At 72.8% G+C, this 26,640-nt stretch carries 26 protein-coding genes; 14 read left to right on the forward strand and 12 right to left on the reverse strand.

Going from position 1 to position 26,640, the window contains the following annotated elements:
• Nucleotides 1–81 precede the first annotated feature (81 nt).
• On the reverse strand, nucleotides 82–384 hold the full coding sequence (locus tag QP090_RS25180; RefSeq protein WP_285941870.1) for a hypothetical protein: 303 nt from the start codon (nucleotides 382–384) through the stop codon (nucleotides 82–84).
• 164 nt (nucleotides 385–548) lie between these two features.
• On the reverse strand, nucleotides 549–1,169 hold the full coding sequence (locus tag QP090_RS25185) for a hypothetical protein (RefSeq protein WP_285941871.1): 621 nt from the start codon (nucleotides 1,167–1,169) through the stop codon (nucleotides 549–551).
• A gap of 200 nt (nucleotides 1,170–1,369) precedes the next feature.
• Between QP090_RS25185 and QP090_RS25190 the strand changes: the two genes are divergently transcribed.
• Nucleotides 1,370–2,161, forward strand: coding sequence for an AraC family transcriptional regulator (locus QP090_RS25190; RefSeq protein WP_285941872.1), 792 nt, complete (start codon nucleotides 1,370–1,372; stop codon nucleotides 2,159–2,161).
• A gap of 92 nt (nucleotides 2,162–2,253) precedes the next feature.
• Here QP090_RS25190 and QP090_RS25195 read toward each other — a convergent pair whose 3' ends face one another.
• From QP090_RS25195 to QP090_RS25205, 3 genes are read right to left on the reverse strand one after another with little or no spacing between them, the layout of a single operon-like run.
• The gene (locus QP090_RS25195) at nucleotides 2,254–2,457 is read right to left on the reverse strand and encodes a hypothetical protein (RefSeq protein ID WP_285941873.1); all 204 of its coding nucleotides are present in this window, start codon (nucleotides 2,455–2,457) and stop codon (nucleotides 2,254–2,256) included.
• Complete coding sequence (locus QP090_RS25200) at nucleotides 2,454–2,765, reverse strand: hypothetical protein (RefSeq protein WP_285941874.1); 312 nt, start codon at nucleotides 2,763–2,765, stop codon at nucleotides 2,454–2,456. Before QP090_RS25200 ends, QP090_RS25195 begins: the two co-directional genes overlap by 4 nt.
• Nucleotides 2,762–2,971, reverse strand: a complete 210-nt coding sequence (locus QP090_RS25205; RefSeq protein WP_285941875.1) for a hypothetical protein — start codon at nucleotides 2,969–2,971, stop codon at nucleotides 2,762–2,764. Before QP090_RS25205 ends, QP090_RS25200 begins: the two co-directional genes overlap by 4 nt.
• A gap of 202 nt (nucleotides 2,972–3,173) precedes the next feature.
• Between QP090_RS25205 and QP090_RS25210 the strand changes: the two genes are divergently transcribed.
• The 3 genes from QP090_RS25210 to QP090_RS25220 all read left to right on the forward strand — a co-directional run bounded on the left by QP090_RS25210 (nucleotide 3,174) and on the right by QP090_RS25220 (nucleotide 4,514).
• A complete protein-coding gene (locus QP090_RS25210) occupies nucleotides 3,174–3,977 on the forward strand; it encodes a helix-turn-helix domain-containing protein (protein WP_285941876.1) in 804 nt (267 codons plus the stop codon).
• Nucleotides 3,974–4,177: a DUF397 domain-containing protein gene (locus QP090_RS25215; RefSeq protein ID WP_285941877.1), complete on the forward strand. Its 204-nt coding sequence runs from the start codon at nucleotides 3,974–3,976 to the stop codon at nucleotides 4,175–4,177. The genes QP090_RS25210 and QP090_RS25215 overlap by 4 nt, the downstream gene beginning before the upstream one ends.
• A 133-nt stretch (nucleotides 4,178–4,310) precedes the next feature.
• Nucleotides 4,311–4,514, forward strand: coding sequence for a DUF397 domain-containing protein (locus QP090_RS25220; protein WP_285941878.1), 204 nt, complete (start codon nucleotides 4,311–4,313; stop codon nucleotides 4,512–4,514).
• 31 nt (nucleotides 4,515–4,545) lie between these two features.
• Here the strand turns inward: QP090_RS25220 and QP090_RS25225 are convergent, their stop codons facing one another.
• Complete coding sequence (locus QP090_RS25225; RefSeq protein WP_285941879.1) at nucleotides 4,546–4,671, reverse strand: hypothetical protein; 126 nt, start codon at nucleotides 4,669–4,671, stop codon at nucleotides 4,546–4,548.
• 117 nt (nucleotides 4,672–4,788) lie between these two features.
• Here QP090_RS25225 and QP090_RS25230 point away from each other — a divergent pair, with 117 nt between their 5' ends.
• Nucleotides 4,789–5,814: an RNA polymerase subunit sigma-70 gene (locus tag QP090_RS25230; protein WP_285941880.1), complete on the forward strand. Its 1,026-nt coding sequence runs from the start codon at nucleotides 4,789–4,791 to the stop codon at nucleotides 5,812–5,814.
• Between the two features lie 402 nt (nucleotides 5,815–6,216).
• On the opposite strand, the gene QP090_RS25235 is transcribed toward QP090_RS25230, so the two are convergent.
• Nucleotides 6,217–6,948, reverse strand: coding sequence for a DUF7873 family protein (locus QP090_RS25235; RefSeq protein WP_285941881.1), 732 nt, complete (start codon nucleotides 6,946–6,948; stop codon nucleotides 6,217–6,219).
• Nucleotides 6,949–7,065: 117 nt separating this feature from the next.
• Nucleotides 7,066–11,307 (reverse strand): hypothetical protein, encoded by a 4,242-nt coding sequence (locus QP090_RS25240; protein WP_285941882.1) that lies wholly within the window; start codon nucleotides 11,305–11,307, stop codon nucleotides 7,066–7,068.
• Between the two features lie 188 nt (nucleotides 11,308–11,495).
• Between QP090_RS25240 and QP090_RS25245 the strand changes: the two genes are divergently transcribed.
• A complete protein-coding gene (locus QP090_RS25245; RefSeq protein WP_285941883.1) occupies nucleotides 11,496–11,738 on the forward strand; it encodes a hypothetical protein in 243 nt (80 codons plus the stop codon).
• 80 nt (nucleotides 11,739–11,818) lie between these two features.
• Here the strand turns inward: QP090_RS25245 and QP090_RS25250 are convergent, their stop codons facing one another.
• The 4 genes from QP090_RS25250 to QP090_RS25265 form a co-directional block, all read right to left on the reverse strand.
• The gene (locus QP090_RS25250; protein ID WP_285941884.1) at nucleotides 11,819–13,876 is read right to left on the reverse strand and encodes a xanthine dehydrogenase family protein molybdopterin-binding subunit; all 2,058 of its coding nucleotides are present in this window, start codon (nucleotides 13,874–13,876) and stop codon (nucleotides 11,819–11,821) included.
• Nucleotides 13,873–14,862, reverse strand: a complete 990-nt coding sequence (locus tag QP090_RS25255) for an FAD binding domain-containing protein (protein ID WP_285941885.1) — start codon at nucleotides 14,860–14,862, stop codon at nucleotides 13,873–13,875. The genes QP090_RS25250 and QP090_RS25255 overlap by 4 nt, the downstream gene beginning before the upstream one ends.
• On the reverse strand, nucleotides 14,859–15,455 hold the full coding sequence (locus QP090_RS25260) for a 2Fe-2S iron-sulfur cluster-binding protein (RefSeq protein WP_285941886.1): 597 nt from the start codon (nucleotides 15,453–15,455) through the stop codon (nucleotides 14,859–14,861). The genes QP090_RS25255 and QP090_RS25260 overlap by 4 nt, the downstream gene beginning before the upstream one ends.
• A 97-nt stretch (nucleotides 15,456–15,552) precedes the next feature.
• On the reverse strand, nucleotides 15,553–17,952 hold the full coding sequence (locus QP090_RS25265) for an FHA domain-containing protein (RefSeq protein ID WP_285941887.1): 2,400 nt from the start codon (nucleotides 17,950–17,952) through the stop codon (nucleotides 15,553–15,555).
• A 97-nt stretch (nucleotides 17,953–18,049) separates the two neighbouring features.
• On the opposite strand from QP090_RS25265, the gene QP090_RS25270 reads away from it, so the two are divergent.
• The 8 genes from QP090_RS25270 to QP090_RS25305 all read left to right on the forward strand — a co-directional run bounded on the left by QP090_RS25270 (nucleotide 18,050) and on the right by QP090_RS25305 (nucleotide 26,628).
• Nucleotides 18,050–18,745, forward strand: coding sequence for an LmeA family phospholipid-binding protein (locus tag QP090_RS25270; protein ID WP_285941888.1), 696 nt, complete (start codon nucleotides 18,050–18,052; stop codon nucleotides 18,743–18,745).
• Nucleotides 18,746–18,871: 126 nt separating this feature from the next.
• Nucleotides 18,872–21,064 (forward strand): terpene synthase family protein, encoded by a 2,193-nt coding sequence (locus QP090_RS25275; protein WP_285941889.1) that lies wholly within the window; start codon nucleotides 18,872–18,874, stop codon nucleotides 21,062–21,064.
• A gap of 57 nt (nucleotides 21,065–21,121) precedes the next feature.
• On the forward strand, nucleotides 21,122–21,796 hold the full coding sequence (locus tag QP090_RS25280; RefSeq protein ID WP_285941890.1) for a hypothetical protein: 675 nt from the start codon (nucleotides 21,122–21,124) through the stop codon (nucleotides 21,794–21,796).
• Between the two features lie 276 nt (nucleotides 21,797–22,072).
• Nucleotides 22,073–23,842, forward strand: a complete 1,770-nt coding sequence (locus QP090_RS25285) for an ATP-binding protein (protein WP_285941891.1) — start codon at nucleotides 22,073–22,075, stop codon at nucleotides 23,840–23,842.
• Nucleotides 23,843–23,869: 27 nt separating this feature from the next.
• Complete coding sequence (locus tag QP090_RS25290) at nucleotides 23,870–24,286, forward strand: roadblock/LC7 domain-containing protein (RefSeq protein ID WP_285942786.1); 417 nt, start codon at nucleotides 23,870–23,872, stop codon at nucleotides 24,284–24,286.
• On the forward strand, nucleotides 24,283–24,642 hold the full coding sequence (locus QP090_RS25295) for a DUF742 domain-containing protein (RefSeq protein ID WP_285941892.1): 360 nt from the start codon (nucleotides 24,283–24,285) through the stop codon (nucleotides 24,640–24,642). The genes QP090_RS25290 and QP090_RS25295 overlap by 4 nt, the downstream gene beginning before the upstream one ends.
• Nucleotides 24,623–25,276, forward strand: coding sequence for a GTP-binding protein (locus tag QP090_RS25300; protein WP_285941893.1), 654 nt, complete (start codon nucleotides 24,623–24,625; stop codon nucleotides 25,274–25,276). Before QP090_RS25295 ends, QP090_RS25300 begins: the two co-directional genes overlap by 20 nt.
• Nucleotides 25,273–26,628: a cytochrome P450 gene (locus QP090_RS25305; protein WP_285941894.1), complete on the forward strand. Its 1,356-nt coding sequence runs from the start codon at nucleotides 25,273–25,275 to the stop codon at nucleotides 26,626–26,628. Before QP090_RS25300 ends, QP090_RS25305 begins: the two co-directional genes overlap by 4 nt.
• Nucleotides 26,629–26,640: the final 12 nt, after the last annotated feature.

Here is a 26,640-nt window from a genome sequence, read left to right on the forward strand (position 1 = left end):
CCCGGCCCAGCGTCCTCGCCTGGCGGCGAGGACGCTGACCGCGCTCGGGCCACACCGAAAGGCGCGCCCCGCTCCCCAGGCTCAGGGCGCGCAGGTCACCCCGGTGTCGCTGGCCCACGTCGTCGTGTAGACGTTGTCGCCGATCTTCACGTACGCCGTGGCGGGCACGCAGATCGTGTGGTCGCCCACCGCCGTGTCCCGGACGCGGACCTCCCGCGGCTCGTCCTTACAGTTGAGGTAGTAGGGGACGTAGTTGAGGTCGTTGTACCCGCAGGTCGGCGGACTCGCCGGCGCCCCGCCGACCTCGGCACCGGCCGGCGCCGCCATCCCCAGCCCCAGCACCGCCGCCGCACCCAGTCCGGCCGTCAACACGCGTCGCTTCATCGACGTTCCTCCAGAATCGCGGATAAAGATCTTGTCCGGACACTAAGCGACCATTGTCAGTTGATCAAGACCGGACCGGAAGACCGTGATCGCGGACCGTGCTGCGGCCCGGCCGAAACACCCGATCAACGCCGCTCCACCGCGGCACGGTGCCGCCCGGCGCCTCAGTTGATGGAGGCGCTTTCCAGGACCGCGTCGACCCGTTTGCGCCCGGCGTCTCCGACCCGGACGGCCAAGCCGATCAGGAAGGCCGAGCGGGTGCCGTCCACCGCGATGAGGGTCAGCCGAAGATGGCCCGTACCGCCCTCGTCGTCCTTGAACTTCAGCACCACGGTGTGCGCGGGACGGCCGCTCACCTTCGTCGGCCGGGAATCCCCCATGGTCGAGTTCCCATACGGGTTGAAGAACTCCGCGTTCGACGCGGCCATGCTCTCCGCCGCCTGCTTGAGAGCGGACGACGGCAGGCCATCGCCCCGGCCGGCGAAGACGGCGGAAGCTTCCTTCCCTTCGGCTCCCCCTTCGCTGATGGACGAGGTGAATGCGTCGATCAGGTCGCCATTGTCTTCTTCCTTCCACCCCTCGGGGAGCTCGTAGGAGAGACCCGCCGACTTGTCCGTCACCCTGGGGCCGGTGTTGTTCGGAGTCGCGGACTCGTCCGTCACCCGAGGCACAGCGGTGTTCATGGTGGCCGCACCCGTCTGGAGATGACCGGCCGGTCTCAGGAACCATGCGACGGTGATTCCGGCTATCAGCACGAGAATCGTCGCCGATGCGACGATGGCCATTCGCGCCGATCGTGCGGACGAGTGCCGGGGCCTTCCCTCGAGCGGTGGCTTTGTCATGGCACCAGCCTTCCGCCGTGGCGCGGATTCGCCCTGAGCGCCTCTACTCAGTTCCGCTACTCAGGTCCGGCGGCGGCACCCGCCACCTGCATCGCAGGACTCGGCGACGGCCGCGTCCGGACAGAGACCGTACGGTGGGACGCGTGAGCCAAGTCGTCACGGAGGCCGCCCCCACCGGAGTGGGGGCGATCGTCGTCGGGCATTTCCCGCTGTCGTCGGGGAAGTGGATCGGCGCGCACCGCCACCCTCAGCACCAATTGGCCTGGACCCGGCGGGGAGTGCTCGGCGTCGCCGTCGGCGACGCCTACTGGGTCCTGCCGCCCACCAGGGCGCTCTTCCTGCCTGCGGGGGTCGTCCACCGGACCGGCGCGACCCGCGACGCGGTGCTGTGCAGCCTCTACCTCGAACCGGACCGGTGCGCGCTGGACTGGGCCGAACCGACGCCGGTCGCCGTCGACGGGCTGCTGGCCCACCTGATCGATCACCTCGGCCGCCGCGGCCTAGCCGACGACGCGCGGCTGCGAGCCGAGGCGGTCGTGCTGGACCTGCTGCGCCCCCTTCCGGCCACCCCGATCGAGGTGCCGTATCCCGCCGACGAACGCGTTCGCGCCGTGGCCGACGCACTGCTCGGCGATCCTGCGGACTCCCGGAGCCTGGAAGCGCACGCACGGGCCATCGGGGTGAGCCGGCGGACCCTGACCCGGCTGTTCGTCCGCGACACGGGCATGAGCTTCGACCGCTGGCGCACCCACATGCGGCTGCGGGCCGCCCTGCCGCTGCTGGCCGAAGGCCGGCCGGTCTCGCACACCGCGCACGCCGTCGGCTACGCGACCCCGAGCGCCTTCCTCGCGGCGTTCCGCCGAACGATCGGCACCTCTCCAGGGCGCTACCTCAACGGAGACGCTCTGCACGACGTCCCCTCCGGGCCGTCGTGATCGAATCGAGCCGCACGCACGCGGTCATCCAAAACTCGGGCCCGGATTCTTCCGCTTGACCGGCGCCGTTTCCGGCGATAGGGGGCTCGTGATCACAACGCTCGGCTCACCTCCACAAGGCGTTCACGGAGAGTGAGACCATCGCTGGCCTTGAGCAACAGCCGGTCGCCCCAGACCGCCATCCAGATGGGACGGCGGAAGTCCGCCACAATGCCGAACTCGGGGAACTCCTTCCTCAGCCCGGCCAGATAGGCGGCCTGGTCGGACGTCTGGCCGTCCGCGCAGGAATCGCTCACGTGGGCGCCCCGAGATATGCCTTGATCGCCATGAGCGCGTCGGTGATCCGATCGGCCTCGGCGATGGGCTGCCGCCAGGACGTGAAGTACCAGTACCGACCGCTGTCACTCTTGCGTGGAGCGCACGTGATCGTGTCCTGGGCGATCCGCCGGCTCACGCGCCACCCGGGCGCGGACGGGTTGCGGACGGTGATTCCCCCCGCGACGGGATCGACCGTGAATCCGTGGGCTTTGAGGTGTACGCCCAGCGCGCTCAGGTGCACGTGGGCTTCCGCGGCCGGGTTACCGTCTTGATCCGAGGTGCTCACAGCCGGTTCCTCACTGCTTCCGCGACCGTGAGCCGCTCAGCCAGGCGGGTTTGGGCGTCACAGAGGAGCCACAGTTCTCCCTCGTCCCCGGCGGTGATCTCCTCCAGGCACCCGTTCAGCATCTGGTAGTCGGACAAGCTGTGGACCCGGCGCGCCACGAGCGCATTGTCGAGCACGTCATTTCGCCACCCGAACACAGGTGGCATATGCCCAGTCTTCTGGAGTTTGCCTGGACTCGTCCTTATGGTCATGGCGGGGAACCTCTCATCTGCGTCTCTGTCGAAATACTGAGACCAGGCTCACAGGCCAGGACTAGGCTCGGAAAGTGACCGATCACCAGCGGCGGTCCACCCGGCTATAGATCAACTCAACCCACCCCCCTGGTTAAGCGCTCCCCGGGAGACTCTCATGGCAGAAATCGACAACCCTGCCCGTGTGTTCTTCGGCACCGAACTTCGCCGCAAGCGCGACGAAAGCAGGCTGACCGGCAAGGAACTCGCCGACACACTCGGCTGCACCCCGCAGTGGATCAGCACCATGGAGAGCGGTCGCAAGATCTCCGAGCAGAGCGCCCACGACCTGGACACCTTCTTCAAGCTCGACGGCCACTTCCACCGCCTCTGGAAACTCGCCAAGGACATCGAACTTCAGACCGTGCTCCCGCCTGGATTCTCCGAGTACGAGGCTCAGGAGAAGCGAGCAACGTCATATAGAATCTTCTGCGCCCTTCTAGTGAACGGGCTCTTCCAGACCAAGGACTATGCGCGTTCCGTGCTCGGCGCACTCGAAGGCAGCAGTACCTCTGATCTGATTGAAAAACGCATTGAGCGGCAGGCGATCCTGACCCGTGATGCCCCGCCCCGCACGTGGCTAGCGCTGGACGAAGGAGTCCTGCACCGCATCGTCGGCAGCCCGGAGATCATGCGAGAGCAACTTCAATCGCTTATTGATACTTCGGAACGTCCAAACACGATGTTGCAGGTCGTGCCGAATCGCGTGGGCTATCATGCCGGGCTCGGCGGGAGCTTCACCATCCTTGGTTTCGATGATGACCCAGACATCGCCTACACAGAGTCCGCAGGGGAGGGGCTACTTATCGAGCGACCCGCCAGAGTCAAGGACAAGGTCGTACGCTGGGACTTGCTCCGAGGCTACGCACTCCCGGTTGAGGAGTCGCGAGCCATGATTAGGACGGTGATGGAGAGCCTATGAAGGACATGCCCACCACCCTGTGGCGGAAGAGCAGCCACAGTGATCACGCTGGTGGCGACTGTGTTGAGGTGGCGGACCTTGCTCCGGTGATCGGCGTCCGGGACTCCAAGGACCCAGACGGCCCCCGGCTGGCCTTCAGCGCCGCGGACTGGCGCGCGTTCACACGACAGATCAAGAGCAGCTCGCCCGACTCGGCCTGACCGCGCTCCCCCAGCGAGCCCCCGGCCTCCAAGTCCGCTCGGACGGGGGCTCGTCCTCGGTCCAACCACTCAGAGGCCACGCACTCCCCGGCACAGAGTCGCGAGCCATGGTTAGAGCAGCGAGTGAGGAACTATGAAGGACTTGTCGCCCGTTCAGTGGCGGAAGAGCAGCCGCAGCGACCATCAGGGCGGCGCCTGTGTTGAGGTGGCAAGTCTTACCGCGGTGATCGGCGTCCGGGACTCCAAAGACCCGGACGGCCCCCGGCTGGCCTTCAGCACCGCGGACTGGCGCGCGTTCACACGACAGATCAAGAGCAGCTCGCCCGACCTGGCCTGACCAGACCGCCAACGAGTCCCCGGCCCCTGATTCACTCGGGCGGGGGCTCATCAGGCGGGGTCGGCGGGATGTGCCGTTCGGTGATGCCGAGCGCGCGGGCGAGTTGCGCCCACTCCTCGTGCAGCGCTTCCTCACGGCCCGCGTCGAGGTCGTCCATCGGATCACCCCGTACTGAGATGTTGAGACTCAAGGGCGGTCCCGGACCGATTCGTTTCGGCGCTTCCCCGGGTCAGTATCCGGAGACGACCGCACGACGACCCCCTGAGGAGCGCGGATGACATCGCCGACACGCCCGCGTCCGGCCACCGGACATGACGACTTCGCCGACCGTGCCCGTCCCCACCGCCCCGAGCTGCTGGCGTACTGCTACCGGATGCTCGGCTCCGTGCACGACGCGGAGGACCTCGTCCAGGAGACCTACCTGCGGGCCGGGCGCAAGTACGACTCCTTCGAGGAACGCTGCTCGATCCGCACCTGGCTGTACCGCATCGCGACCAACGCGTGCCTGACCACGTTGGAGAACCGCGAGCGGCGGCCCCTGCCGGCCGGGGTCTGCGCCCCGTCCGGCGACCCCGGGGGGCCGTTCGCGGCGGCGTGGACGGACGTGGCCTGGCTGCAACCCGCGCCCGACGCGCTGCTGATCCCTCCAGTCGAGGACCCGGCGGTGGTCGCCGTCCGGCGCGGGACGCTGCGGCTCGCGCTGATCGCGGCGCTCCAGCTCCTGCCGCCGCGGCAGCGCGCCGTGCTGATCCTGCGGGACGTGCTGGCGATGCGGGCCGCCGAGGTCGCCGGACTCCTCGGCACGTCCGTCCCCGCGGTCAAGAGCCTCCTGCAACGGGCCCGGGCCCGGCTCGACGAGGTGGCGCCGAGCGAGGACGACGCCGCCGAGCTCCCGGACGCGGAGCGGCGGGAGCTGCTCGACCGCTACCTGGCGGCGTTCGAGAACGCCGACGTCGCGGCGCTGCTCGGCCTACTCACCCGCGACGCCGTCCTGGAGATGCCGCCGTACCCGGCCTGGTTCGCCGGACGCGACGCCGTCGGCGCCTTCCTCGCCGCCCATGTGCTGACCCGTCCGGGCCTGAACCGGGTGGTCCGGACGGCGGCCAACGGGCAGCCCGCGATGGCGGTGTACCGGCAGGGGCCGGACGGCGTCCACCGCGGGCACTGGATCATGGTGCTGGACGTCTCCGCCGCGGGCGTCGGGCGGATCACCGCGTTCCGCGAGGACCTCCGCCTGTTCGACCTGTTCGGCCTGCCGCGGGCCCTGCCACTGGAGCAGGAGGCGGTGCGGGGGCGGTGAACGGCGGTGGGCCCCGGGGAGCTACCCAGCCCCGGGGCCCGTGCAGGCCGCTGTCTGCGCACATCGGCGACGTTTAAAGGCGGCGGATCATTCTCACATCACCGTGCTCTGCCGTTGAGCTACCGCCGCACGAGAGCAGCGAGCCAGATTCGAACTGGCATCCCGGTGATTATCTGTCCGCCTCCGGTCGATCCAATGATGAACGGCGAATACTGATTCTGGAGCGAGAGCCTGAGTTTGACACGGCCGCCTCTTCCGGATTGGGCCATCCGGGCGCGAAGTGCCCGGAGGGGGATTCGAACCCCCGCTGCCACCGCGATATCAGACTGAGCCTCATCCTCAGTTTCCGCGCCCGGTTCCGGGCGCACCCCCCGCGCTCCAGCGGGGGGAGTCTTCGGTGTGTCAGGCGAACAGGTACCCGAACACGGCGTCGCCGACCTGCCGGTCGACGGTCTCGGCCGCGTTGGCCTCCTCGCGGGCGAACTTCACCGCGCCCTGGAGCCGCTCGACGCGGTCGCGCAGCTCGTTCACCCGCCGCGCCGGCATCGCGCCGGAGAACGCCACCTTGCTCCACGTCCCGACGATGACGTCCTCGGTGAACGTCTCGACCTGCGCGGGGTGCTTGTCGGTCGCCTCGTACAGCACGTGCGCGCGCGGGACCTTCTTGGTGCGCGAGGTCTCGACCGCGTCGGCGCGCCACACGTCCTGGCCCTCGTCGTAGGTCCACGACTCGGCGGCGTCCAGGACGGGGAGCCGGTCGATCAGCGCGCGCAGGTCGGTGAGCTGCTTCTCCAGGAAGAGCAGGTAGGTGACCGGCACCCGCGCCACGATCGTCTGCCCGTCGACCACGACGTCGGCGCTCGCCTCGCGGTTCGCCCAGTCCTTGGTGGCGACCACGTCGAAGAGCCGGGTCAGCGTCTTGGCCGCGTCGCGCAGCGCGTCCTCGGACCGCACCTGCACCTTGGTGGACTCGGGCGGGAGGGTCTCGCCCTCCTCGTCCCTGGGCCGGTAGACCCGGGAGATCCCCGACAGCAGCGCGGGCTTCTGGAGAACGTGGTAGACGTCGGCCAGCTCGCGCTGAGTGCGGCTCTTCACGCCCTTCTCCACGGCGATGATCTGATTGAGCTTTGCCACGTTCGGTTCACCTTCTCTGCTCTCGAACGGGGCTTACGCTACTGACCGCGAGCGGGAATTCCCATCGGTTTTCTTCCCTCTGGACACTTCATTCCAGCCGGCCCGCCGCGCGCGCGGTCAGCGTGAATTCCAGGCGTTGGCGAACAGCTCGTGCAGCGGGACGGGCGGGAACCATCCATCGAACGGACCGCCGCCGGTCCAGCCGGAGTGGACACGATGGGTGGCGAGCTTGGCGGTTTCGAGTGGGAGCAGCGGCGCCTTCATCCTGGTCCAAGGGCCGGGGATGAAGACCTTCCGGCCCGCCCGCGGGCGCTTGTCGGTCTCGACCAGGCCGTGCTCCAGCAGCCGGGCCTGGGCGGCCTTGTGCCGGGGCGCCGTCCAGCCGTTCCACTTGCGGACGTTGCGGTCGGTCGGGCGGACGAGGGCGAGAAGCTGGAGGTAGAGGGCAGCGGAGTCCCGGCCGAGGCCGAGCTTCCCGGCGACCTCGTCGACCAGCTCGGGGACGCTCAGCAGGGGGTTCGCCTCGTAGCCGCCGGACGGGACGATGGTGTTCTTCGAGCGTTCGACCATACGGGCCAGGCCGCCGCTGTGCAGGGTCTCGAGGTTGCCGAGACCCTGCAGCGTCCTGAGCAGCCCGCGGGTCTCGCAGAAACGCACCGCCTCGGCGTACAGGTCCGACCGGCCCAGGGCGGACGGCCGCAGGAAGAGGCACCAGCGCTGGGGCTCGACCAGCAGCAGGCCGTTGCCGAACACCGCGGGCGGCGGGACGCGGCTCTCCCCCTGCTCCACTCGGACGGAGACAGGGCTGAACGGCACCGAGCACCGGTCCGGGGGCGGGTACTCCTGGCCGAGCTCCAACAGCAGTTCGGGGGCGTCCAGCCAGGCGCGGACTCTGGACCACAGCTCCGCCGCCCCGGACGTGGCCGGATCGCCGACGGGACGTTCGGTCAGGGCCCAGGCGACGAGGGACGCCACCCTGGTGTGCTCGCCGGACGGCTCGTGCGGCCAGGGGTGCAGGTCGCCGTCCTCGGCGATGAAACAGGCCCGGAGATAGCCGTGCTCTTCGACGGTGAGCACGCTTCTCGGGACGGCCATCAGCTCGGCGCAACCGGACGGGTCGGCCAGCAGGGACGCGGCGTCCTCGCCGTTCCGCCGCTCCAGGAAGTCGGCGACCTCCTCGTCGACGCCGGGCCGGACACCGACGAGCTCGACCCAGACCTCGGCCATCCGCCCGGCCGCCGCGACGGCACCGCCCCGCGCCCACAGCCCGGCCGGGTCGTCGGGGATCGCGGCGGCGAGCACCCGCAGGTGGCCGTCGGGGTCGAGGCCGGTCAGCAGCTCCCGGTCGGCGTCGGTGTAGCGGTTGACCGATCCGGACGGCAGCCCGGACAGGACGAGTTCGGCGAGGGCCTTGCGGACGCCGGTGCGGTTCATGAACGCCGCGGTCGCGGCCGGGCCGAGCCGCAGCGGACCGCGTTCGGCCAGCAGGTCGAGCAGCCGGGGCAGCCTGACCGCTTCGTCGTGGGTGACGGTGACGGTCTCGATGGCGGTCGCCCCCTCGGGCACCGGGGCGCCGTCCGGCTGGACGAACCGGTACGCGGTGCCGGGGTCGAGCGGCCGGTACGGCTCGGGACCGGTCCCGGACCCGCCGACGCCGGTGACGACCGTCCGGCCGGCCGCGCAGAGCGGTGCCAGCGCGGCACCGGACGCGGTGCCGCGCCGCCACCGGCCCGGCGCCGCGAACGGCTGCCCGGACCAGACGCGCAGCAGTCCGGTGAGCGCGGTGCGGTCATGGTCGCGGGTCGGCTCGACCACCAGCCGCCACGCGGCGGCGGCGATGTTCCCCAGCAGAGGGGCCCAGTCGAGCGGCGCGGCGGGCACGCCGCACCCGCGGACCTCGTCGTCGAACTCGCCGCGCAGAAGGCCGCCTGCCGCTGTGATCGCGGTGACCGCGGCAGGGTGCCCGGACGGCGCCGGTGCGATGCGCGGCCGGAACGTCGGCGACTGGGGCAGCGCGCCGTGCAGGTGGCGGTCGGAGACCTCGGCGGCGGGCGCGGCCGGGCTGCCGGAACGCATGACCGCGACCCGGCGGGACAGCGCCTCGCGGAGCCGCAGCAGCCCCGCCGCCCGCCGAACCTCGGCCACCACGCCGTCGGCGATCTGGGGTTCGGTGACGTCCGGCAGCGCCGTGCCGAGCGCCTCGCGGGCCGCGTCGCCGGTGACGGCGGTCGGCGCGCTCAGCGCGGTCAGCAGCGCCCGCACGGTGCCGGAGGCGATCGTGCGCAGAGCGCGTGAGGACGGGAGGTCGCGGGGGGTGAGGAAGTGCCAGAACGCGGGCGGCGGAAGCGCCGGCCGCTCTTCGGTGCAGTCCCGGCCCCAGCCGGGGAAGGCCAGTGCCTCCCATAGCCGCGAGCCGTCGTCGGCGGCGTAAGCGTCCATCAGCCTGGCGGCGCCTTCGGCGCGGTCGAAAGTGACGATCAGGTCGGGGCCGCCCTCCGGCATGCGGACGACGCCCCATGGCCACCCCGCTCCCCCAGGACGGCGGAACTCGGCGCGGCGCCCGTCGACCCCCTCCAGGACGAAGCGTTCGCCGTCGTTCATCACGCGGAATCCGGACAGACCGTCGGCCTGGCCCAGCGGGGAGCCGGTGACTTCCGCGGGCAGCCGGACGAGGCTCAGCAGGTTCGGGTTCAGCGGCATGCCCTCCGCGGCCTCCTGGGCCTCCGCCGTCCCGAAGAATCCGGGGAGCGACGGTTCGGGGGCGCGCTCGCCGGTGGCCGGATCGACCTCGGCCCAGCCGTCCGCCGGATCCCGGGGGAAGCTTCTGGCGCTCCAGGTTCCGGTGCCGTCGCTCATCCACAGGTCGAACGGGCCGCCGCCGGACGGGCCGCCGCCGTGTTCGGAGCGGTATCCGAGCCCTCCGGAGGCGAGGCCGCGAAGCGGGGGCAGGCCGGTCGTCCCGGCGGGCAGGGCGCGGCGGCCCCGGTGGTCGATCGCGATCGCGTGGCCGCGTCCGTGGACGGTCAGCACGGGCCAGGCCGACGTCACCCCCTCCACCGCGCCGATCTCGGCGACCGCCGCGTCGAGCGCGGGCCAGCCGAGCTCGGCGGGGATCCCGGCGCGCAGCGTGCGCAGCAGCGGCTGGACGAGGTCGAGCCCGGCCAGGGCTTCGCCCAGGCCGTCCACCGCCGTGGCGGCCGGACGGTCGAGCAGCGCGTCGAGCGCCGTCAGCGCGTCGGCCGCCGCGCCGAGACCGCCCCCGGCGACCTCGTCGATCAGCGCGCGGATCCGCGTGGCCGGGTCGTCCCCGACGGCGGGCCCCTCGTCGGGTTCGATCGGGACGCCCGCCGCGTGGCACACGCGGACGAGGCCGGCGTCACGGCCCCGGTCCCAGGCGGGGCCGTGGAGCCGCACCGGCGTGCCGGCCGTCCTGATCAGCGGGGCCAGCCGGGGGACCACATCAAGGAGCTCACCCGGAACGGCCCCGGGTCGCTTGCCACCGCCGGTCTTCCTGACGGAGTTGTACTTGCGGGCGAACACGTGCAACCAGCCGCCCAGGCCGGAGGCCCCTCGGAGCCGGAGACCGGACGGCACGACCCGTCCGCTCTCCAGGGACTCGATGGCACCCGCTGCACGCAGCATCCGCAGCCACGCCGCGCCGTCCTCCGGGAACAGCACCGCCAGCCCGGCGTGCGCCTCACGGCGGGGCGGGGCCTGTTCGAAGATCCGCGTGACCGCGTCCAGCATTCCCCGGTCGAGAGTGTCCCTGAGCCAACCGGCCTCGCCCATGGCGGCGAGCACGTCGCCGAGCACCCTGGCGTCCTCGGCCACGTCCAGGCCGGCCGCCCCGGCCGAGGCCCGCACCCGTTGGGGCAGGTCGCCGGGCGACAGGTCACCGCCCGTTCCGCGCGCGAGGACGAACCGCACGAACTCCTCGTGCGCCTCGGCGGGCGGCAGGGTCGCCGCCAGCCATCGCTCATGGGCGTCGGCGACGCCTTCCGGAAGCGCGCCGAAGCGGGCGAGCAGCAGGGTGTTCTCGCGGTGGTAGTGCTCGTCGATCGGCAGCCCGTGCGCCCGTTCGGCCATCCGCGCGTACGCGTACGCCACGGACTTGTGCCCGTTGCGGCCGACCAGCCGGTGGGCGACGGTGTCGAGGAACCACGGACGGTGCTCGGGCGGCAGCGAGCGGGAGCGCCACCGCAGGTCGGCGGCGATCCGATTGCGCCGGCGGCCCGTCAGCGCGGCCTCGATCGCCGCCATCTCCCTCTCGGCCTCGTCCCGCCGCTCGGGCGCGTTGATCAGTACCCAGTCGAGGTAGAGGTTCGAGGACGACGGGTCGGCGGGGGGCGTCAGCGGCATGCGGACGAGGATGGCATCCCCCGCCGACATTCCGGAGCCCGCGCGAGCCCGTGCGCCGTCCGCGGTCACGGGCGGCGCACGGGCCTCGGTGAAATCACCGGCCATGGAACCCGAACCCCCCTAACGGCGAAGAAGAGACAGGACATCCGCGCAGTGGCGGTGACGGGTCACAACCGGTAGGGGGCCCAGTGGGCGAGACGTTGCAGGGCGTGCTTCAGACGGCGGGGGCGGTCGTGATCGTCGCCGTGGCGGTCGCGGCCATCGTCATGATCGAGGGCCGTGTGCGCGGACGGTCCCGGACGAGGCCCGCGACCTGCCGGGCCCGCGGCCGGAGCGTCCGCGGGCGGAGCGGCCCCCGGTCGTCCTACCTGGCCGCCGGGGGCCGCTGCCACGCCGCCGACCGCCGCGACGACGTCCCCGGCCCCGCCTAAGCCGGCGCGGCGTCGGTCCGGCAGGCCGTGGGGCCGTGGGGCCGTGGGGCCGGCGGCGGCGCCCGGAACACGGCCGGAGGTCACAGCGCGGTCAGCATCCGTGCCGGAGTGATCGGCAGGTCGCGGATGCGGAGCCCGGTGGCGTGGTGCACGGCGTTGGCGACCGCCGCGGCGGCGCCGACGATGCCGATCTCGCCGATGCCCTTGCTGCCCATCGGATTGAGGTGCGGGTCGTGCTCGTCCACCCAGAACGCGTCGATGTCGCGGACGTCGGCGCAGGCCGGGAGGTGGTACTGGGCGAGGTCGCGGGTGAGGTAGTCGCCGAACTCCTCGTCCATGACGCTCTCCTCCATCAGCGCCATGCCGAGGCCCATCGTCATGCCGCCGATGAACTGCGACCGGGCGGTGACGGCGTTGATGACGCGTCCGACGGCGAAGACGCCGAGCATCCGCGGGACCCGGATCTCGCCGGTGTCGACGTCGACCTCGACCTCGGCGAACTGCGCCCCGAAGGCGTGCCGGGCGAGCTCCTCCTGCGCCTCGATCTCCGCGGTGGTGTCGGCGGACGCCTCGACCGGCCGCCGGTCCTCCTCCAGCATGGGGAGCAGCGCCTCGCAGGCCCGCACCACCGCGGTGCCCCATCCGGCGGTGCCGCCCGAGCCGCCGGCGACCGACGCCCTCGGCAGGTCGCTGTCGCCGAGCTCGACCGTCACCCGCTCGGGCTCGGCCTTGAGCGCCTCGGCGGCGATGAGGGTCAGCGCGGTGCGGGCGCCGGTGCCGATGTCGACGGCGGCGATCCGAACGGTGAAGGTCCCGTCGACCTCGGCCCGCGCGGTCGCCCGGTTGGGCAGCCGGTAGGCGGGATAGGTGGCGGACGCGACGCCCATGCCGATCAGCTTGCGGCCCTCGCGGCGCGCGGCGGGCGCCGGGTCGCGGCCGGCCCAGCCGAACCGGTCGGCGCCCTGGCGCAGGCACGTCACCAGGTTCCGAGAGCTGAACGCCAGCCCGCTCTCGGGGGCGGCGTCCGGCTCGTTGCGGATCCGCAGCTCGATCGGGTCGATCCCGGCGGCGACCGCCAGCTCGTCCATCGCCGACTCCAGCGCGAACATGCCGGGGGTCTCCCCGGGCGCCCGCATCCACGACGGAGTGGGGACGTCGAGCCGGGCCAGCCGGTGCGCGGTCCGGCGGTGCGGCGCCTGGTACATCACCCGCGTCGGCGTGGTGGTCTGCTCGGCGAACTCGCGGACGGTGGAGCTCTGCTCCAGCGCCTCGTGCACGATCGCGGTGAGCCGCCCGTCGGCGTCCGCGCCGAGCCGGACGCGCTGGATCGTCGGGGTCCGGTAGCCGGTGGCGGAGTACATCTGCTGCCGGGTCTGCGCGAACTTGACCGGACGGCCCGCCGCGCGGGCCGCCATCGCCGCCAGGACGAGGTTGGGCCGGGGCGTCCCCTTGGAACCGAAGCCGCCGCCCACGTGCGGCGAGACGATCCGGACCCGGTCGGGGCCCAGACCGAAGATCTCGGCGGCGGTGTCGCGGACGAGCGACGGGCCCTGGTTGGAGTCGTACAGCGTGAGGCCCCCGTCGCCGTCCCAGACGGCCAGCGTCGCGTGCGGCTCCATCGGGTTGTTGTGCTCGGCCGGGGTCGTGTACGTCGCGTCGACCCGGACGGCGGACGCGGCGAACGCGCCCTCGGGGTCGCCCCGCTCGGTGTCGGCCGGGAAGACGGGATTGACCCTGTCGGGCTTGTAGATCCCCGGATGGCCGGGGTGCAGCCGCACGTCCGGGGGCTCGGAGACGTAGTCGACGCGGACGAGGCGGGCCGCCTCCCGCGCCGTCTCCAGGGTCTCGGCGACCACGGCGGCGACGAACTGGCCCCGATAGGAGACCCGGCGGGACTGGAAGAGCGCGAGCTCCCCGTCGTCGACGGCGTTCACCTCCGGCGCGTTCTCGCACGACAGCACCGCCAGCACGCCGGGCAGCGCCAGCGCCGCCGCGGTGCCCACCGCGACGATCTCGCCGCGTCCGACCGTCGCCTGGACGGCCGCCGCGTACGCGACCCCCTCGACCGGGTACTCGACCGCGTACCGCGCCCGGCCGGTGACCTTCTCGCGTCCCTCGATCCGTTCCAGTGGCCTCATCGTTCGGTCAGCTCCGTCAGCGTGCGGGCGATCAGGTTGGTGGCGAGCGGCACCTTGTAGCGGTTGTCGCGGAGCGGCTCGGCGGCCTCCAGCTCGGCCTCGGCGGCGCGCAGGAAGCTCTCGGCGGTGGCCGGGGCGCCGCGCAGGACCGCCTCGGCGCGGTGCGCCCGCCACGGCAGGTGGGCCACGCCGCCGAGCGCGATCCGGCAGTCCCGGACCGTCCCGCCGCCGGCGGCGCCGCCCTCGACGTCCAGCGCGACGGCGACCGAGACGAGCGCGAACGCGAACGACGCCCGCTCGCGGACCTTGCGGTACCGGGACGGCAGGCCGAGCGGCGGCACCTCCACGGCCGTGATGAGGTCGCCCGGCTCCAGCGCGGTGTCGCGCGAGGGGTCCTCCCCCGGACGCCGGTACAGCTCGCCCAGCGGGACGGCGCGTTCGCCGCCACCGCGGCCCCGCACCCGGACGGACGCGTCGAGCGCGGCGAGCGCCACCGCCATGTCGGACGGGTGCGTCGCCACGCACGCCGCCGAGTGCCCGAAGATCGCGTGGTTGTGGTGCTCGCCCTCGCGGGCCGGGCAGCCGCTGCCGGGCTCGCGCTTGTTGCACGGCTTGGTGATGTCCTGGAAGTAGGAGCAGCGGGTGCGCTGGAGCAGGTTGCCGCCGACGGTCGCCTGGTTGCGGATCTGGCCGGACGCGCCCGTCAGCACCGCCTCGACGAGCAGCGGGTGGCTCCGCCGCGCCGCGGGGTCGGCGGCCAGATCGCTGTTGCGGACCGCCGCGCCGATCACCAGCCCGCCGTCCGCGCCGCGCTCGATCCGGTCGCAGGGCAGGTGCGCGACGTCGACGAGCCGCGCGGGCGTGGCGACGCCCAGCCGCATCAGGTCGACGAGGTTGGTGCCGCCCCCGAGGTAGAGGGCATCGTCGTCGTGCTTGGCGAGCGCCTCCTCGGCGGTGCCGGCGCGCTCGTACGCGAAGGGCCTCACGGCAGGATCCCCGGCTCCGTGCCCGCCGCCTCGCGGACCGCGGCGCCGCGCACCGCCGCGCCGCGGACGGCGGCGACGATGTTGACGTACGCGCCGCACCGGCACAGGTTCCCGCTCATCCGCTCGCGGATCTCGGCGTCGTCCAGCCGCGGCTCGTCCGCGACGTCGGGGGTGGCCGCGCTCGGCCAGCCGCGCGCGGCCTCGCCGAGCACGGCGGTCGCCGAGCAGAGCTGGCCCGGCGTGCAGTAGCCGCACTGGAACGCGTCGCATTCCAGGAACGCCTCCTGGACCGGGCTCAGCCCGCCGTCCCCGCCGCCCAGGCCCTCCACGGTGACGACGTCGGCGCCGTCGTGGGCGACCGCGAGCGCGAGGCAGGCGTTCACGCGCCGGCCGTCCAGCAGGACCGTGCAGGCGCCGCACTGCCCGTGGTCGCAGCCCTTCTTCGACCCGGTGAGCCCGAGTTCCTCGCGCAGCACGTCCAGCAGCGAGGTGCGGGTGTCGACGCCGAGCCGGTGCCCGGTCCCGTTCACGGTCAAGGTGATCTCGGCGCGCACCGGCGGTGGTGCGGCGCCGGCAGTGTCGGCGGAGTCCATGCCGGGGTCCTACCCCGGATCCCGGGTGTGAGTCCCGTCACCCCGTTCACTCGTGTCCCGGCGGCCCTCCGGGAGCTCGGCGGGGGCACGCGGAAGCTCAGCGGCGGCGGGGGCGCAGCCGGTTCAGCCGCCACCAGGCCGCGGCCACGAAGACGACGGCCAGTCCCGCCGCGATCCCCATGTCCGCCAGCCAGACCCCCGGATCGTGCCGCCACAGCGGATCGGGGTCGGCGGGCGGCGGCCCGATCGTGTCGAGGTCGATCGTCGCGGCGGCGGCGCCCATCCCCCAGCGGGACGGCGACAGCCAGGCGAGCTGCTCCAGGCCGGGCAGCCCCACCAGCCGGACCAGCGCCCCGCACAGCACGAGCTGCCCCATCGACAGCACGATCAACAGCGGCAGCGTCTTCTCCGAGCTGCCCACCGACGCCGACACCAGCAGGCCGAGCGTCATCGACACGACGCCGAGCAGCCCCATCGACAGCATCAGCTCCGGCAGCACCGCGGTGAACGTCCCGGCCGCGGGCCGGTCGACCAGGACGAGCCCGATCAGCACCAGCGCCACGGCCTGGAGCCCGGTGATCAGGCCGAGCACCAGCAGCTTGGACATCAGGTAGACGCCGGCCGACAGCCCCGCCGCCCGCTCCCGCCGGTAGATCGTGCGCTCCTTGACCAGTTCCCGGACCGCGTTCCCGGTCCCGGCGAAGCAGGCCGCGAAGACCAGCACCATCATCTTGGCGGCGGCGTCCTGGTTGGTCCCCGGCGGCCCGGCCAGCCCCCGCGGCGCCGGGATCGCCGCGATCAGCCCGCCGAGGATCAGCGGCATCACTCCGAGCAGCACCAGGTAGCTGCGGTCGGACGCGATCACCGCGAGGTAGCGCCGGCACAGCGTGCTGAGCTGGCCCAGCCGCGACTGCTGCGCGGGCGGCGGCACCGGCGTCCGCGCGTCGGTCACCCCGCCCTGCCCGTTCAGCGCGTACGCCACGTACCGCGCGTGCCGCGGCGAGGCGCGGAACTCCGCCGCCCAGTCGCGGTCCGGCTCCCGGTCGAACGCCTGGAACACCTCGGCCCAGCTCTCCTTGCCGAAGTGCTCCAGCCCCTCGCCGGGCGGGCCGTAGTAGGCCAGCCGCCCGCCCGGCACCAGCACCAGCAGCCGGTCGCAGGCGTCCAGGTTGGCGACGCTGTGCGTGACGACGATGACCGTCCGGCCGTCGTGCGCCAGCTCGCCCAGCATCTCCATCACGGTCTTGTCCAGGCCCGGGTCGAGCCCGGACGTCGGCTCGTCCAGGAACAGCAGCGACGGCTTGGTCAGCAGCTCCAGCGCGACGCTGACCCGCTTGCGCTGCCCGCCCGAGAGCCGGTCGATGCGGGTCCCGGCGTGCGCGGTCAGGCCCAGCTCCGCCAGCACCTCGTCGACCCGCCCCCGCCGCTCCTCCTTGCGGGTGTCGCCAGGGAACCGCAGCTCGGCCGCGAACAGCAGCGCCTGCCGGGTGGCGAGCCGGGTGTGCAGGATGTCCTCCTGCGGGACGAGCCCGATCCGGTGCCGCAGCTCGTCGTAGTCGGCGTACAGGTCGCGGCCGTCGTACCGCACCGTCCCCTCGGACGCCGGCCGCATCCCGGTCACCGCGCCCAGGAGCGTCGACTTCCCCGCCCCGCTCGGCCCGATCACCGCCACCAGCGACCGTTCGGGGATCGGGAAGCCCACCCTGTCCAGGATCACCTTGCCCTCGGGCGTCCGCACCGTGAGGTCCTGCACCGACACCGACACGTCCCCGGTGTCGACGAACTCCCGCAGCTCCTCCCCGACCAGCCGGAACGTGGCGTGCCCGATGCCCAGCAGGTCGCTCTCGGAGAACGGCGCCGACTCGACCCGGACCCCGTTGACGTAGGTGCCGTTGTGGCTGCCGAGGTCGACGATCTCGCGCCGTCCCGGGCCGAGCGTGCGCAGCTCGGCGTGGTACCGCGACACCACCAGGTCGGGCAGCACCACGTCGTTGCCCGGTGCCCGCCCGATGCGCAGCGCCAGCGGCGCCACCCGGATCACCGAGCTCGGCTCCCGGCCGCCCCCCGGTCCCCGAACCGGCCGGGGCCGCGGCTGCGGCTGCGGCTGCGGCTGGGCGCGCGAATGGCTCTGCGGGGGCGACTGGGGCTGCGGGGGCGGCTGCTGGGGGCGGACGTCGGCGACGCAGACCACCCGGACGCCGTCGGTCGCGTTCCCGAGGCGGAACGAGCACTCGCCGTCGATCTCCATCCGCTGGATCCGGCGGCCCTCGAAGAAGGTCCCGTTGCTGCTGCCGCCGTCCTCGATCATCCAGCCGCCGGGACCGGCGCGCAGCAAGGCGTGGTGCCACGAGGCGCGCGGGTCGTCCACCCTGATCTCGGCGGCGGGGTCGCGGCCGACCCGGTACGCGCCGCCGGGGCGCAGCCGCCGCACCCGGTCGCCGGTGCGCACGACGAGGACCGGCGTGGCGAGGGAATCGGCGGACGCTCCGGCCGTCATGTCCGGAGTGTAAATCCTTCCCCCTGATATGTGGAGGAATATTGACACGAGCTCTTTCCGGGAATTGAGTGAGAATCATGGCGAATCACCCGATCCGGTGAACGACACCGGCGACGTCCGGCGGCCACGGCCCGCGAGGCGCCGCCGGCCGATCGTGGCCGCCTGCGCCGTGCTCCTGCTGATCATCCTGCTGGTCGTCGCGGACCGCGCCGCGGCGGCCTACGCCGAGCACCGGATGGCGCAGGAGATCAGGAAAGAGGGATTTCCGGCCGCCCCGGACGTGACGATCAAAGGCGTTCCGTTCCTCACCCAGGTCGCCTCGCGCGATTTCCCCGACGTCCGGCTTAAGGCGCGCGACATCGCCGAGGGTCCCCTGAACATCACCCGGCTCGACGTGCGCGCCCGCGATGTCCACCTCGACTCGGGATTCCGCAGCGGCACGCTCGGCACGGTGGACGGCACGGCGTTCGTCAGCTTCGGCGACCTCGCCAAGGCGGGCGGCGACCCGGACCTGGAGCTGTCGGCGGACGGCCCGGACAAGGTCCGCGCGAAGGTCGACCTCGCCATCACCGAGGTCACCGCGACCGCGCGCGTGACCAAGGAGGGCGACGCGATCCGCGTCCAAGCCCTCGCGGTCGAGGGCCTCCCGCTGGACGACCTCGGCGACGCGCTCGACTTCACGGTGCCGGTCCGCGGGCTGCCGCTCGGCCTGGCGTTCCAGAGCCTGACCGTCTCCGAGCACGGCATCGGCCTCCGCGTCACCGGCAGGAACGTCGCCTTCACCGACCGTTGACCGCGGCCCCCGGCCGGGCGCCGACCCGCGACCCAAACATGAATGTGACCATTCGTAACCGACCCATTGCTGTAGGTTTCCCGACGAGCAATGACCCGACCGCCCCGAGAGGAACCTGGTCCCCTCATGCAACCTTTCGAGCTGCCGGAGTTCTACGTCCCGTACCCCGCGCGCCTCAACCCCCATCTGGAGGGGGCGCGGATCCACAGCACCCTGTGGGCGCGCGAGATGGGCATGCTGGATGACACCCGCGACCCGGGCACCCCCGAGATCTGGGACGAGGCCGAGCTGGACGCGATGGACTACGCGCTGCTGTGCGCCTACACCCATCCCGACTGCGCGGCCCCCGAGCTCGACCTGATCACCGACTGGTACGTGTGGGTGTTCTACTTCGACGACCACTTCCTGGAGGTCTTCAAGCGCTCCCGCGACCAGGAGGGCGCCCGCGCCTACCTCGACCGGCTCAGCGCGTTCATGGACGAGGGCGAGCCGCTCGAGCCCACCAACGCGTGCGAACGGGGGCTGCGGGACCTGTGGGCGCGCACCGTCCCGGCGCGTTCGGCCGGGTGGCGGCGCCGGTTCGCCGAGAGCACCGACAACCTGCTGCGCGAGTCGCTGTGGGAGCTGTCCAACATCAGCGACGCCCGGATCCCCAACCCGGTCGAGTACATCGAGATGCGCCGCAAGGTCGGCGGGGCGCCATGGTCGGCCGGCCTGGTCGAGCACGCCGTCGGCGCCGAGGTCCCCGACCGGGTCGCCGGCACCCGCCCGCTCCGCGTCCTGAAGGACACCTTCTCCGACGGGGTGCACCTGCGCAACGACCTGTTCTCCTACCAGCGCGAGACCGAGACCGAGGGCGAGATCAACAACTGCGTCCTGGTGATCGGGCACTTCCTCGGCACCGGCCCGCAGCAGGCGGCCGACACCGTCAACGACCTGCTCACCTCCCGGCTGCGCCAGTTCGAGAACACCGCGCTGACCGAGCTGCCGCCGCTGTTCGAGGAGTACGCGCTCGACCCGTTCGAGCGGGCGAGCGTGCTGGCCTACGTCAAGGGCCTCCAGGACTGGCAGTCGGGCGGCCACGAGTGGCACCTGCGCTCCAGCCGCTACATGAACGAGTCGGCGCCGAAGCGGGGCATGGCCGCGGCCCGGCTCCCCGGGCTACTGAAGGCCGCCGTGCAGAGCCGCCCGCACCTGACCCACAAGCGGCCGGTCGGGCCGACGCCGCTGCCCGAGTTCGTCATGCCGTACCAGCTCAGGCTCAGCCCGCACCTCGGCCGGGCCCGCCTCGCCTGCGTCGAGTGGTGCGGGAAGGTCGGCATGTACGATCCGGTGCCGCGGCACGCCGAGCCGATCTGGACCGCCGAGCGGCTCGCCGGGTTCGACTTCCCGCTGTGCTCGGCCGGGCTCGACCCCGACGCCACGCCCGAGGCGCTCGACCAGTCGGGGCAGTGGCTGGCGTGGGGCACCTACGGCGACGACTACTTTCCGGCGATCTTCTTCCGCGACCGCGACATGGCGGGCGCGAAGCGGTTCAACGCCCGGCTCTCCGACTTCATGCCGCTCGACCTCGGCCCGACCCCGCCGGCCGAGAACCCGGTGGAGACCGGGCTCGCCGACCTGTGGCGCCGCACCGCGGGCCCGATGGAGCCCGCCGACCGCGCCCGGTTCCGCGAGGCGGTCGAGACGATGACCGCGAGCTGGCTGTGGGAGCTGGCCAACCACGTCCAGAGCCGGATCCCCGACCCGGTCGACTACGTCGAGATGCGGCGGCACACCTTCGGCTCGGAGCTGACGCTGAGCCTGGCCCGCATCGAGCACGGCCGCGACATCCCCGACGCGATCTACGAGACCCGCACGATGCGCGAGGTCGAGTGCTCGGTGATGGACTACTGCTGCCTGCTCAACGACGTGTTCTCCTACCAGAAGGAGATCGAGTTCGAGGGCGAGCTCAACAACGGGGTGCTGGCCGTCCAGCGGTTCTTCAACTGCGGGCGGGACGAGGCGGTCGCGATCGTCAACGACCTGATGACCTCGCGGCTGCGCCAGTTCGACCACCTCACCGCGACCGAGGTCCCGGCGCTGGTCGCCGATTTCGACCTCGACGACCGGGGCCGGATCGCCCTGGAGGCCCGGATGGAGGAGCTGCGCGACTGGGTCGCCGGCATCCTCCACTGGCACCGCGAGACCGACCGCTACCACGAGGACGTCCTCCTCGCGCAGGCCGCCGCCTCGTCCGCGCTGCCGCTGCGCGGCCCCACCGGGCTCGGCACCTCGGCCGCCTACCTGCGCCCGCTCCTCTCCCGGGGGGCCGGCTGAGGCCCGGGCGCCAACGGATATGCCAGATCAGCACGCACAACGTCGAAGGGGTATGCCGTGTACGCCAACACCCGTCGTGAGGTCCCCGCCGACCCCGGCTCCACCCCGCCGCGCCGGACCACGCCGCGAGAGGGCGCATTCCGGGACGGCGCGTTCCGGGACGGCGCGCTGCGCAACGTGGCCTTCCGGGACGGCAGGTCGCGGAGGGGGATGACCTGGATGGACCTGGCCGCGGCGGGCCTGCCGTCCGATGCGACGCGGCGGCGGCTGGTGGCCGCGAGCTTCGACATCTTCGACGCCGACGAGGACGACGTCATCGCCCCGCTCGACTTCAAGCTGCTGGCCCGGCGGATCGACGACGCGGTCGTCCGCCCGAGCGGGGGGCGGCCGGGACGGGCCATGGACGAGGGGCTCAGCCTCTGGTGGTACCGGCTGACCAACGGCGAGAACACCCGGGTGACCCGCGCCGAGTACACCGAGGCGATGCTCGGCGGGCTGCTGTCGTCGCCGGGCGACTACCGGCGCTCGGTCCGGGCCGTCCTGGACGAGGTGCTGCGCGCGCTGGCCCCCGGCGGCATGCTGACCGCCGAGCAGGGCGCGCTGGTCTTCGCGGTGTTCAACGCCGGGCCCGAGACCGGGGACCTGTTCGCCGGACGGCGCGGAACCGAGACCGTGACGCACGACGAGTTCCAGCTCTTCTTCGCCGCCTATTTCTTCGGCGGCCACCCCTGACCGGCCCTGCAAAGGGTGGCATATTCGGGCAACTCACGCCATATTCGTCTGACCGGTGATCGCCGCTCACCTGGGCTTTGACCTGGGTGAACGGCCGATCCATCCGCATTTCTCACCCTCTTTCGCCCGGCGGCCGGCCCGCCGAGATCCCCATTTCGGACGACCGGCTTTTATGGCGAATGGCCATCCGTCCACAATCGATGTGGTGCATCCTGCGATAGGTGCCCGGCCGTTCCCCCGGCCGCCGGGCGAGACCGTCAACGAGGATCTGCACCCATGTCAGCACATCTGTCCCCCGACCCCCCGACCGACCGGACGCCGCTGGAACGGGCCCTGCTCGTCTGGCTGGCCTCGGTGGTCCTCATCGGCGGCACGTGGCTGTGGGCGGTGTTCGCCGCCACCCAGCCGGTCAAGCCGCTGGTGGCCTGGGGCGGCGGCCCGGCGGCGCTGGCCGCGTGCGTCCTGGTCACGCTCGCCGCCCACCGCTCGATGGTGGCCCGCCGGCTGGACGTCCGGCTCGCCGAGGCCCGGGACACCGCCGCCCGGCTGGAACGCCAGATCGTGGACCTGTCGGCGGGCACGCTCCCGGAGGTGCTCCGCCAGGTGCGCGCCGGGGTCCCGGCCGAGACCGCGCTCGCCGAGGTGCCGCGCCCCGCCAGCCCCGGGCTCCGGCGCGTCCTGCACTGGGCCGCCCACGAGGTCGCCGCGGGCGAGCGCGCCGCCGCGGCGGCCCGGTCCGAGCTGGCCGAGCTGGAGGGCCAGACCGTCCGGCTGCTGGACGACACGTTCCCCGAGATCGTCCAGCGGATCCGCCTCGACGGCACCTCCTCCGACACGCTGCTGGGCACCCTCCCCCTCCCCGAGCATCCGGTGGCGCGGCGGCTGATGCAGAACGTCACCCGCGACCTGTCCGACTGCGAACGGACCAACGCCATGCTGCTCGGCTTCTGCGCCGAGGGCGCGGCCCGGAACCAGGCCGCGTGCACCCGGATGCTCGCGCAGCTCCGCGAGCTGGAGTTCCAGTTCGCCGAGGACGAGGTCTTCGCCGACCTGCTCGAGCTCGACCACGGCGTGTCCATGATGGGCCGGACGTCCGACACCATCGCGCTGCTCGCCGGCGGGTGCACCGGCCGGCGGTGGACCAAGCCGATCATCATGGAGAGCATCCTGCGCGGCGCGCTGGGGCGCATCGCCGACTACCGGCGGCTGCGGCTGCACTCGGTCAGCGAGGCCGCGATCGTCGGGGTCGCGGCCGAGGGCGTGATGCACGCGCTGGCCGAGCTGATGGACAACGCGGCGGTGTTCTCCACCCGCGACCACGAGGTGCACGTGTACGTCGAGGAGGTCGACTCCGGCATCGTCATCGTCGTCGAGGACGCCGGCATCGGCATGCGCAAGCGCGAGCGGGCCCGCGCCGAGCGGCAGGTGACCTCGCCCGACACCGAGACCAACCTGTCCAAGGAGCGGCTCGGGCTGGCGGTGGTCGGACGGCTCGCCAAGAAGCACGGGCTGCGGATCAGCTTCCGGCCGTCCGCGCGCGGCGGCATCGGCGCGGTGATGTGGATCCCGCGCACCCTGGTGACCGAGCCCCTCGAACTGCCCTACTCCCGGCCCCCGCGAACGCGCCCGCGCGCGCCCGGCCGCTGGGGCGCGCTCAGCGAGGCCGCCCGGTCCACCCCCTTCCCGTCCCCCGTCCCGGCCCCGCCCGGGAGCACCAAGGCGCCGGCCCGGCTGCCGAGGCGTCCCGTCGGGGCGTCCCTCGTCGGCATCCCGGACTTGCTGGACTCGCGGTTCCGGCGGACCGACAGCGTCCCCGCCGACACCGGCGTCCGCGCCCCCGCACCCACACCCGCGCCCGCGCCCCTGCCCGCGGCCACGCCGACACCCGACCCGACGCCCGCGAACGCGAACGGCGACCCGGCCGACCGGCTCGCCGCGTTCCGCCGGTCGTCCGCGCGCGCGCCGGGCGCCGAGGACCCGGCCGGCGGCGCGGGCCCGACCGACACGGCAGGCCACAACGGCACGGCCGCACAGGACGACCGATAGGAGATGGGGCAACGCCCCGCGACCCCGATGAGCACCATGGACCGAGACCTCGGCTGGCTGCTGGACCGCCTGGCGAACAGGACACCCGGCATCCGGCACGTACTGGTGCTGTCCAAGGACGGCCTGAAGATCTGCCACACCCCCGACCTGGACGAGGACCGGGCCGACCAGCTCGCCGCGCTCGCCTCCGGCATCCAGAGCCTGGCGGTCAGCGCGTCCGCCGAGTTCGGGCACACCCCCGGGTCGGGCCAGTCGATGGTGGAGTTCCACGGCGGGATCCTGCTGATCGTCCCGGCCGGCGAGGGCTCGCACCTGGCGGTGATCACCGCCGACGAGTGCGACGTCGGGCTGATCGGGCACACCATGAACCAGCTCGTCGAGCAGATCGGCGGGCGGCTGACCGCGCCGCCGCTGGGCCGCGGCGGCGGCGCCGGGCCGGCATGAACCCGTTCGCCGGCGATGAGGGCCCCGACCGGATCTACGCGGTCACCACGGGCCGCGCGCCCGCGGACGACGAACGGTTCGACGTGGTGTCGCTCATCGTCGGCGAGGTCGACCCCGCGCCCGGCATGCAGTCCGAGCACGCGATGGTGCTGCGGACGTGCCGGCACCACCCGGTGGCCGTGGTGGAGCTGTCGGCCCGGCTCGGGCTGCCGATCAGCGTGCTCCAGCTCGTGCTGCGCGACCTGGTCGGCCTGGGCCGCGTCACCGCACGCCATCCGACCTCGGCGCCCGCCCCGCGGGAGCTCGCCGACCTCGACACCCTGAAGCAGGTGCTCGTTGGACTCCAGAATCTCTGATCCGCAGGCCCGCCACGGCGAGGCCGCCTTCCCGGGCCTGCCGCTGCGCGACACCGCGCGGGACGCGCTGAAGATCGTGCTCGTGGGCGGGTTCGGCGCCGGCAAGACCACCATGGTCGGGTCGGTCAGCGAGATCCGCCCGCTCAGCACCGAGGAGCTGATGACCCGGGCCGGGGTCGGGATCGACGACGCCGGCCGGCTGCCCGACAAGAACAGCACCACGGTCGCGTTCGACTTCGGGCGCATCACGCTGAACGCCTACCAGGTGCTCTACCTGTTCGGGGCGCCCGGGCAGCAGCGGTTCTGGTTCCTGTGGGACCGGCTCTTCTCCGGGACGCTGGGCGCGGTCGTGCTGGTCGACACCCGCCGGCTGGAGGACTCCTGGTTCGCCGTCGACCGGCTGGAGCACGGCGGGATGCCGTTCATCGTCGCGGTGAACCGCTTCGAGGCCCCCGGGGCCGGCCCCGAACCGGACCTCGCCCAGATCCGGGAGGCGCTGTGCCTGTCCGAACGCGTCCCGCTGATCGACTGCGACGCGAGACGGCGCGAGTCGTCCAAGACCGTGCTGATCACGCTCGTCAAGTACCTGGCCCACTGCAAGAAATCCGCCGCCGCACGGGAGACCGCACCGTGACGAACCCCTCGACCGCCCCCGACTCCGAAACCGAGACCGGCACCCTCCCGCCGCCCGGCCAGGACGCCCATCCCGGGCATCCGCGGCCCGTCCGGCTGCACGGGCCCGACATCGCGCGCGACCCGGCCGGGCTTTACCGGACGCTCCAGCAGCGGTACGGCCCGGTCGTCCCGGTCCTGCTCGACGGCGACATCCCCGCCTGGTTCGTGCTCGGATACCGCGAGGTCAGCCAGGTCACCGCCAACCCCCGGCAGTTCGCCCGCGACTGCCGGCGCTGGAACGCGTGGGACCTGATCCCCGGGGACTGGCCGCTGATGCCCTACGTCGGCTGGACGCCGTCGGTGATGTTCGCCGAGGGCCCCGAGCACCAGCGTCGGGCCGGGGCGATCGGCGACTCCCTCGACGCCGTGGACCGCACCGAGCTGGTCCGGATGTGCAGGCGGGTCGCGACCGAGCTGATCGGCGCGTTCTCCCTGGACGGCGAGGCCGACCTGGTCGCCCAGTACTCGCACCGGATCCCGCTGCACGTGATGGCGCGGCTGTATGGGCTCGCCGAGGCCGACATCCCGCTGCTGGTCGCCGACATCGCCGAGTCGCTGGACGTGGGCGACAAGGCCGTCCAGGCGCACCGGCGGATCCACGCGCGGATGCGCGGGCTGGTCGAGGCCAAGCACCGGCGGCCCGGCCCCGACCTGCCGTCCCGGCTGATCGGGCACTCCGCCGCGCTCAGCGACGACGAGATCGTCATCGACCTGCTGGTGGTGATGGCCGCGGCGCAGCAGCCGACCGGCAACTGGATCGGGAACGGGCTGCGGCTGATGCTCGTCGACGACCGGTTCACCGCGACGTTGCAGGGCGGACGCGACAGCGTCGGCCAGGCGCTCAACGAGGCGCTGTGGGAGGACACGCCCACGCAGAACTTCATCGGCCGCTGGGCGGTGCACGACTGCGCGCTCGGCGGCCAGCGGATCCGCCGCGGCGACCTGCTGGTGCTCGGGCTCGCCGCCGCGAACACCGACCTGCGGGTGCGGCCCGAGACCCACCCGGGCCCCGGCGCCAACCGGGCGCACCTGTCCTTCGGCCGCGGCGAGCACGGCTGCCCCTACCCGGCGCCCGACCTCGCCTCGACCATCGCCTCGACCGCCGTCGAGACGCTGCTCGACCGGCTGCCGGACGTCCGCATCTCGGTTCCGGCCGAGGAGCTGACGTGGCGTCCGTCGGTGTGGATGCGCGGCCTGTTCGCGCTGCCGGTCGCCTTCTCCCCCATCGCCGGCGCCGCCACCGAGGGGGACGGAGCCGGCGGGGCGGACGGCGGCGGGCGGGGAGAGCACGCGCGGAGCGCCGGCGGCTGACCGGCGGACCGT

This window comes from Actinomadura xylanilytica, assembly GCF_030283145.1.
GTDB lineage: Bacteria > Actinomycetota > Actinomycetes > Streptosporangiales > Streptosporangiaceae > Spirillospora > Spirillospora xylanilytica.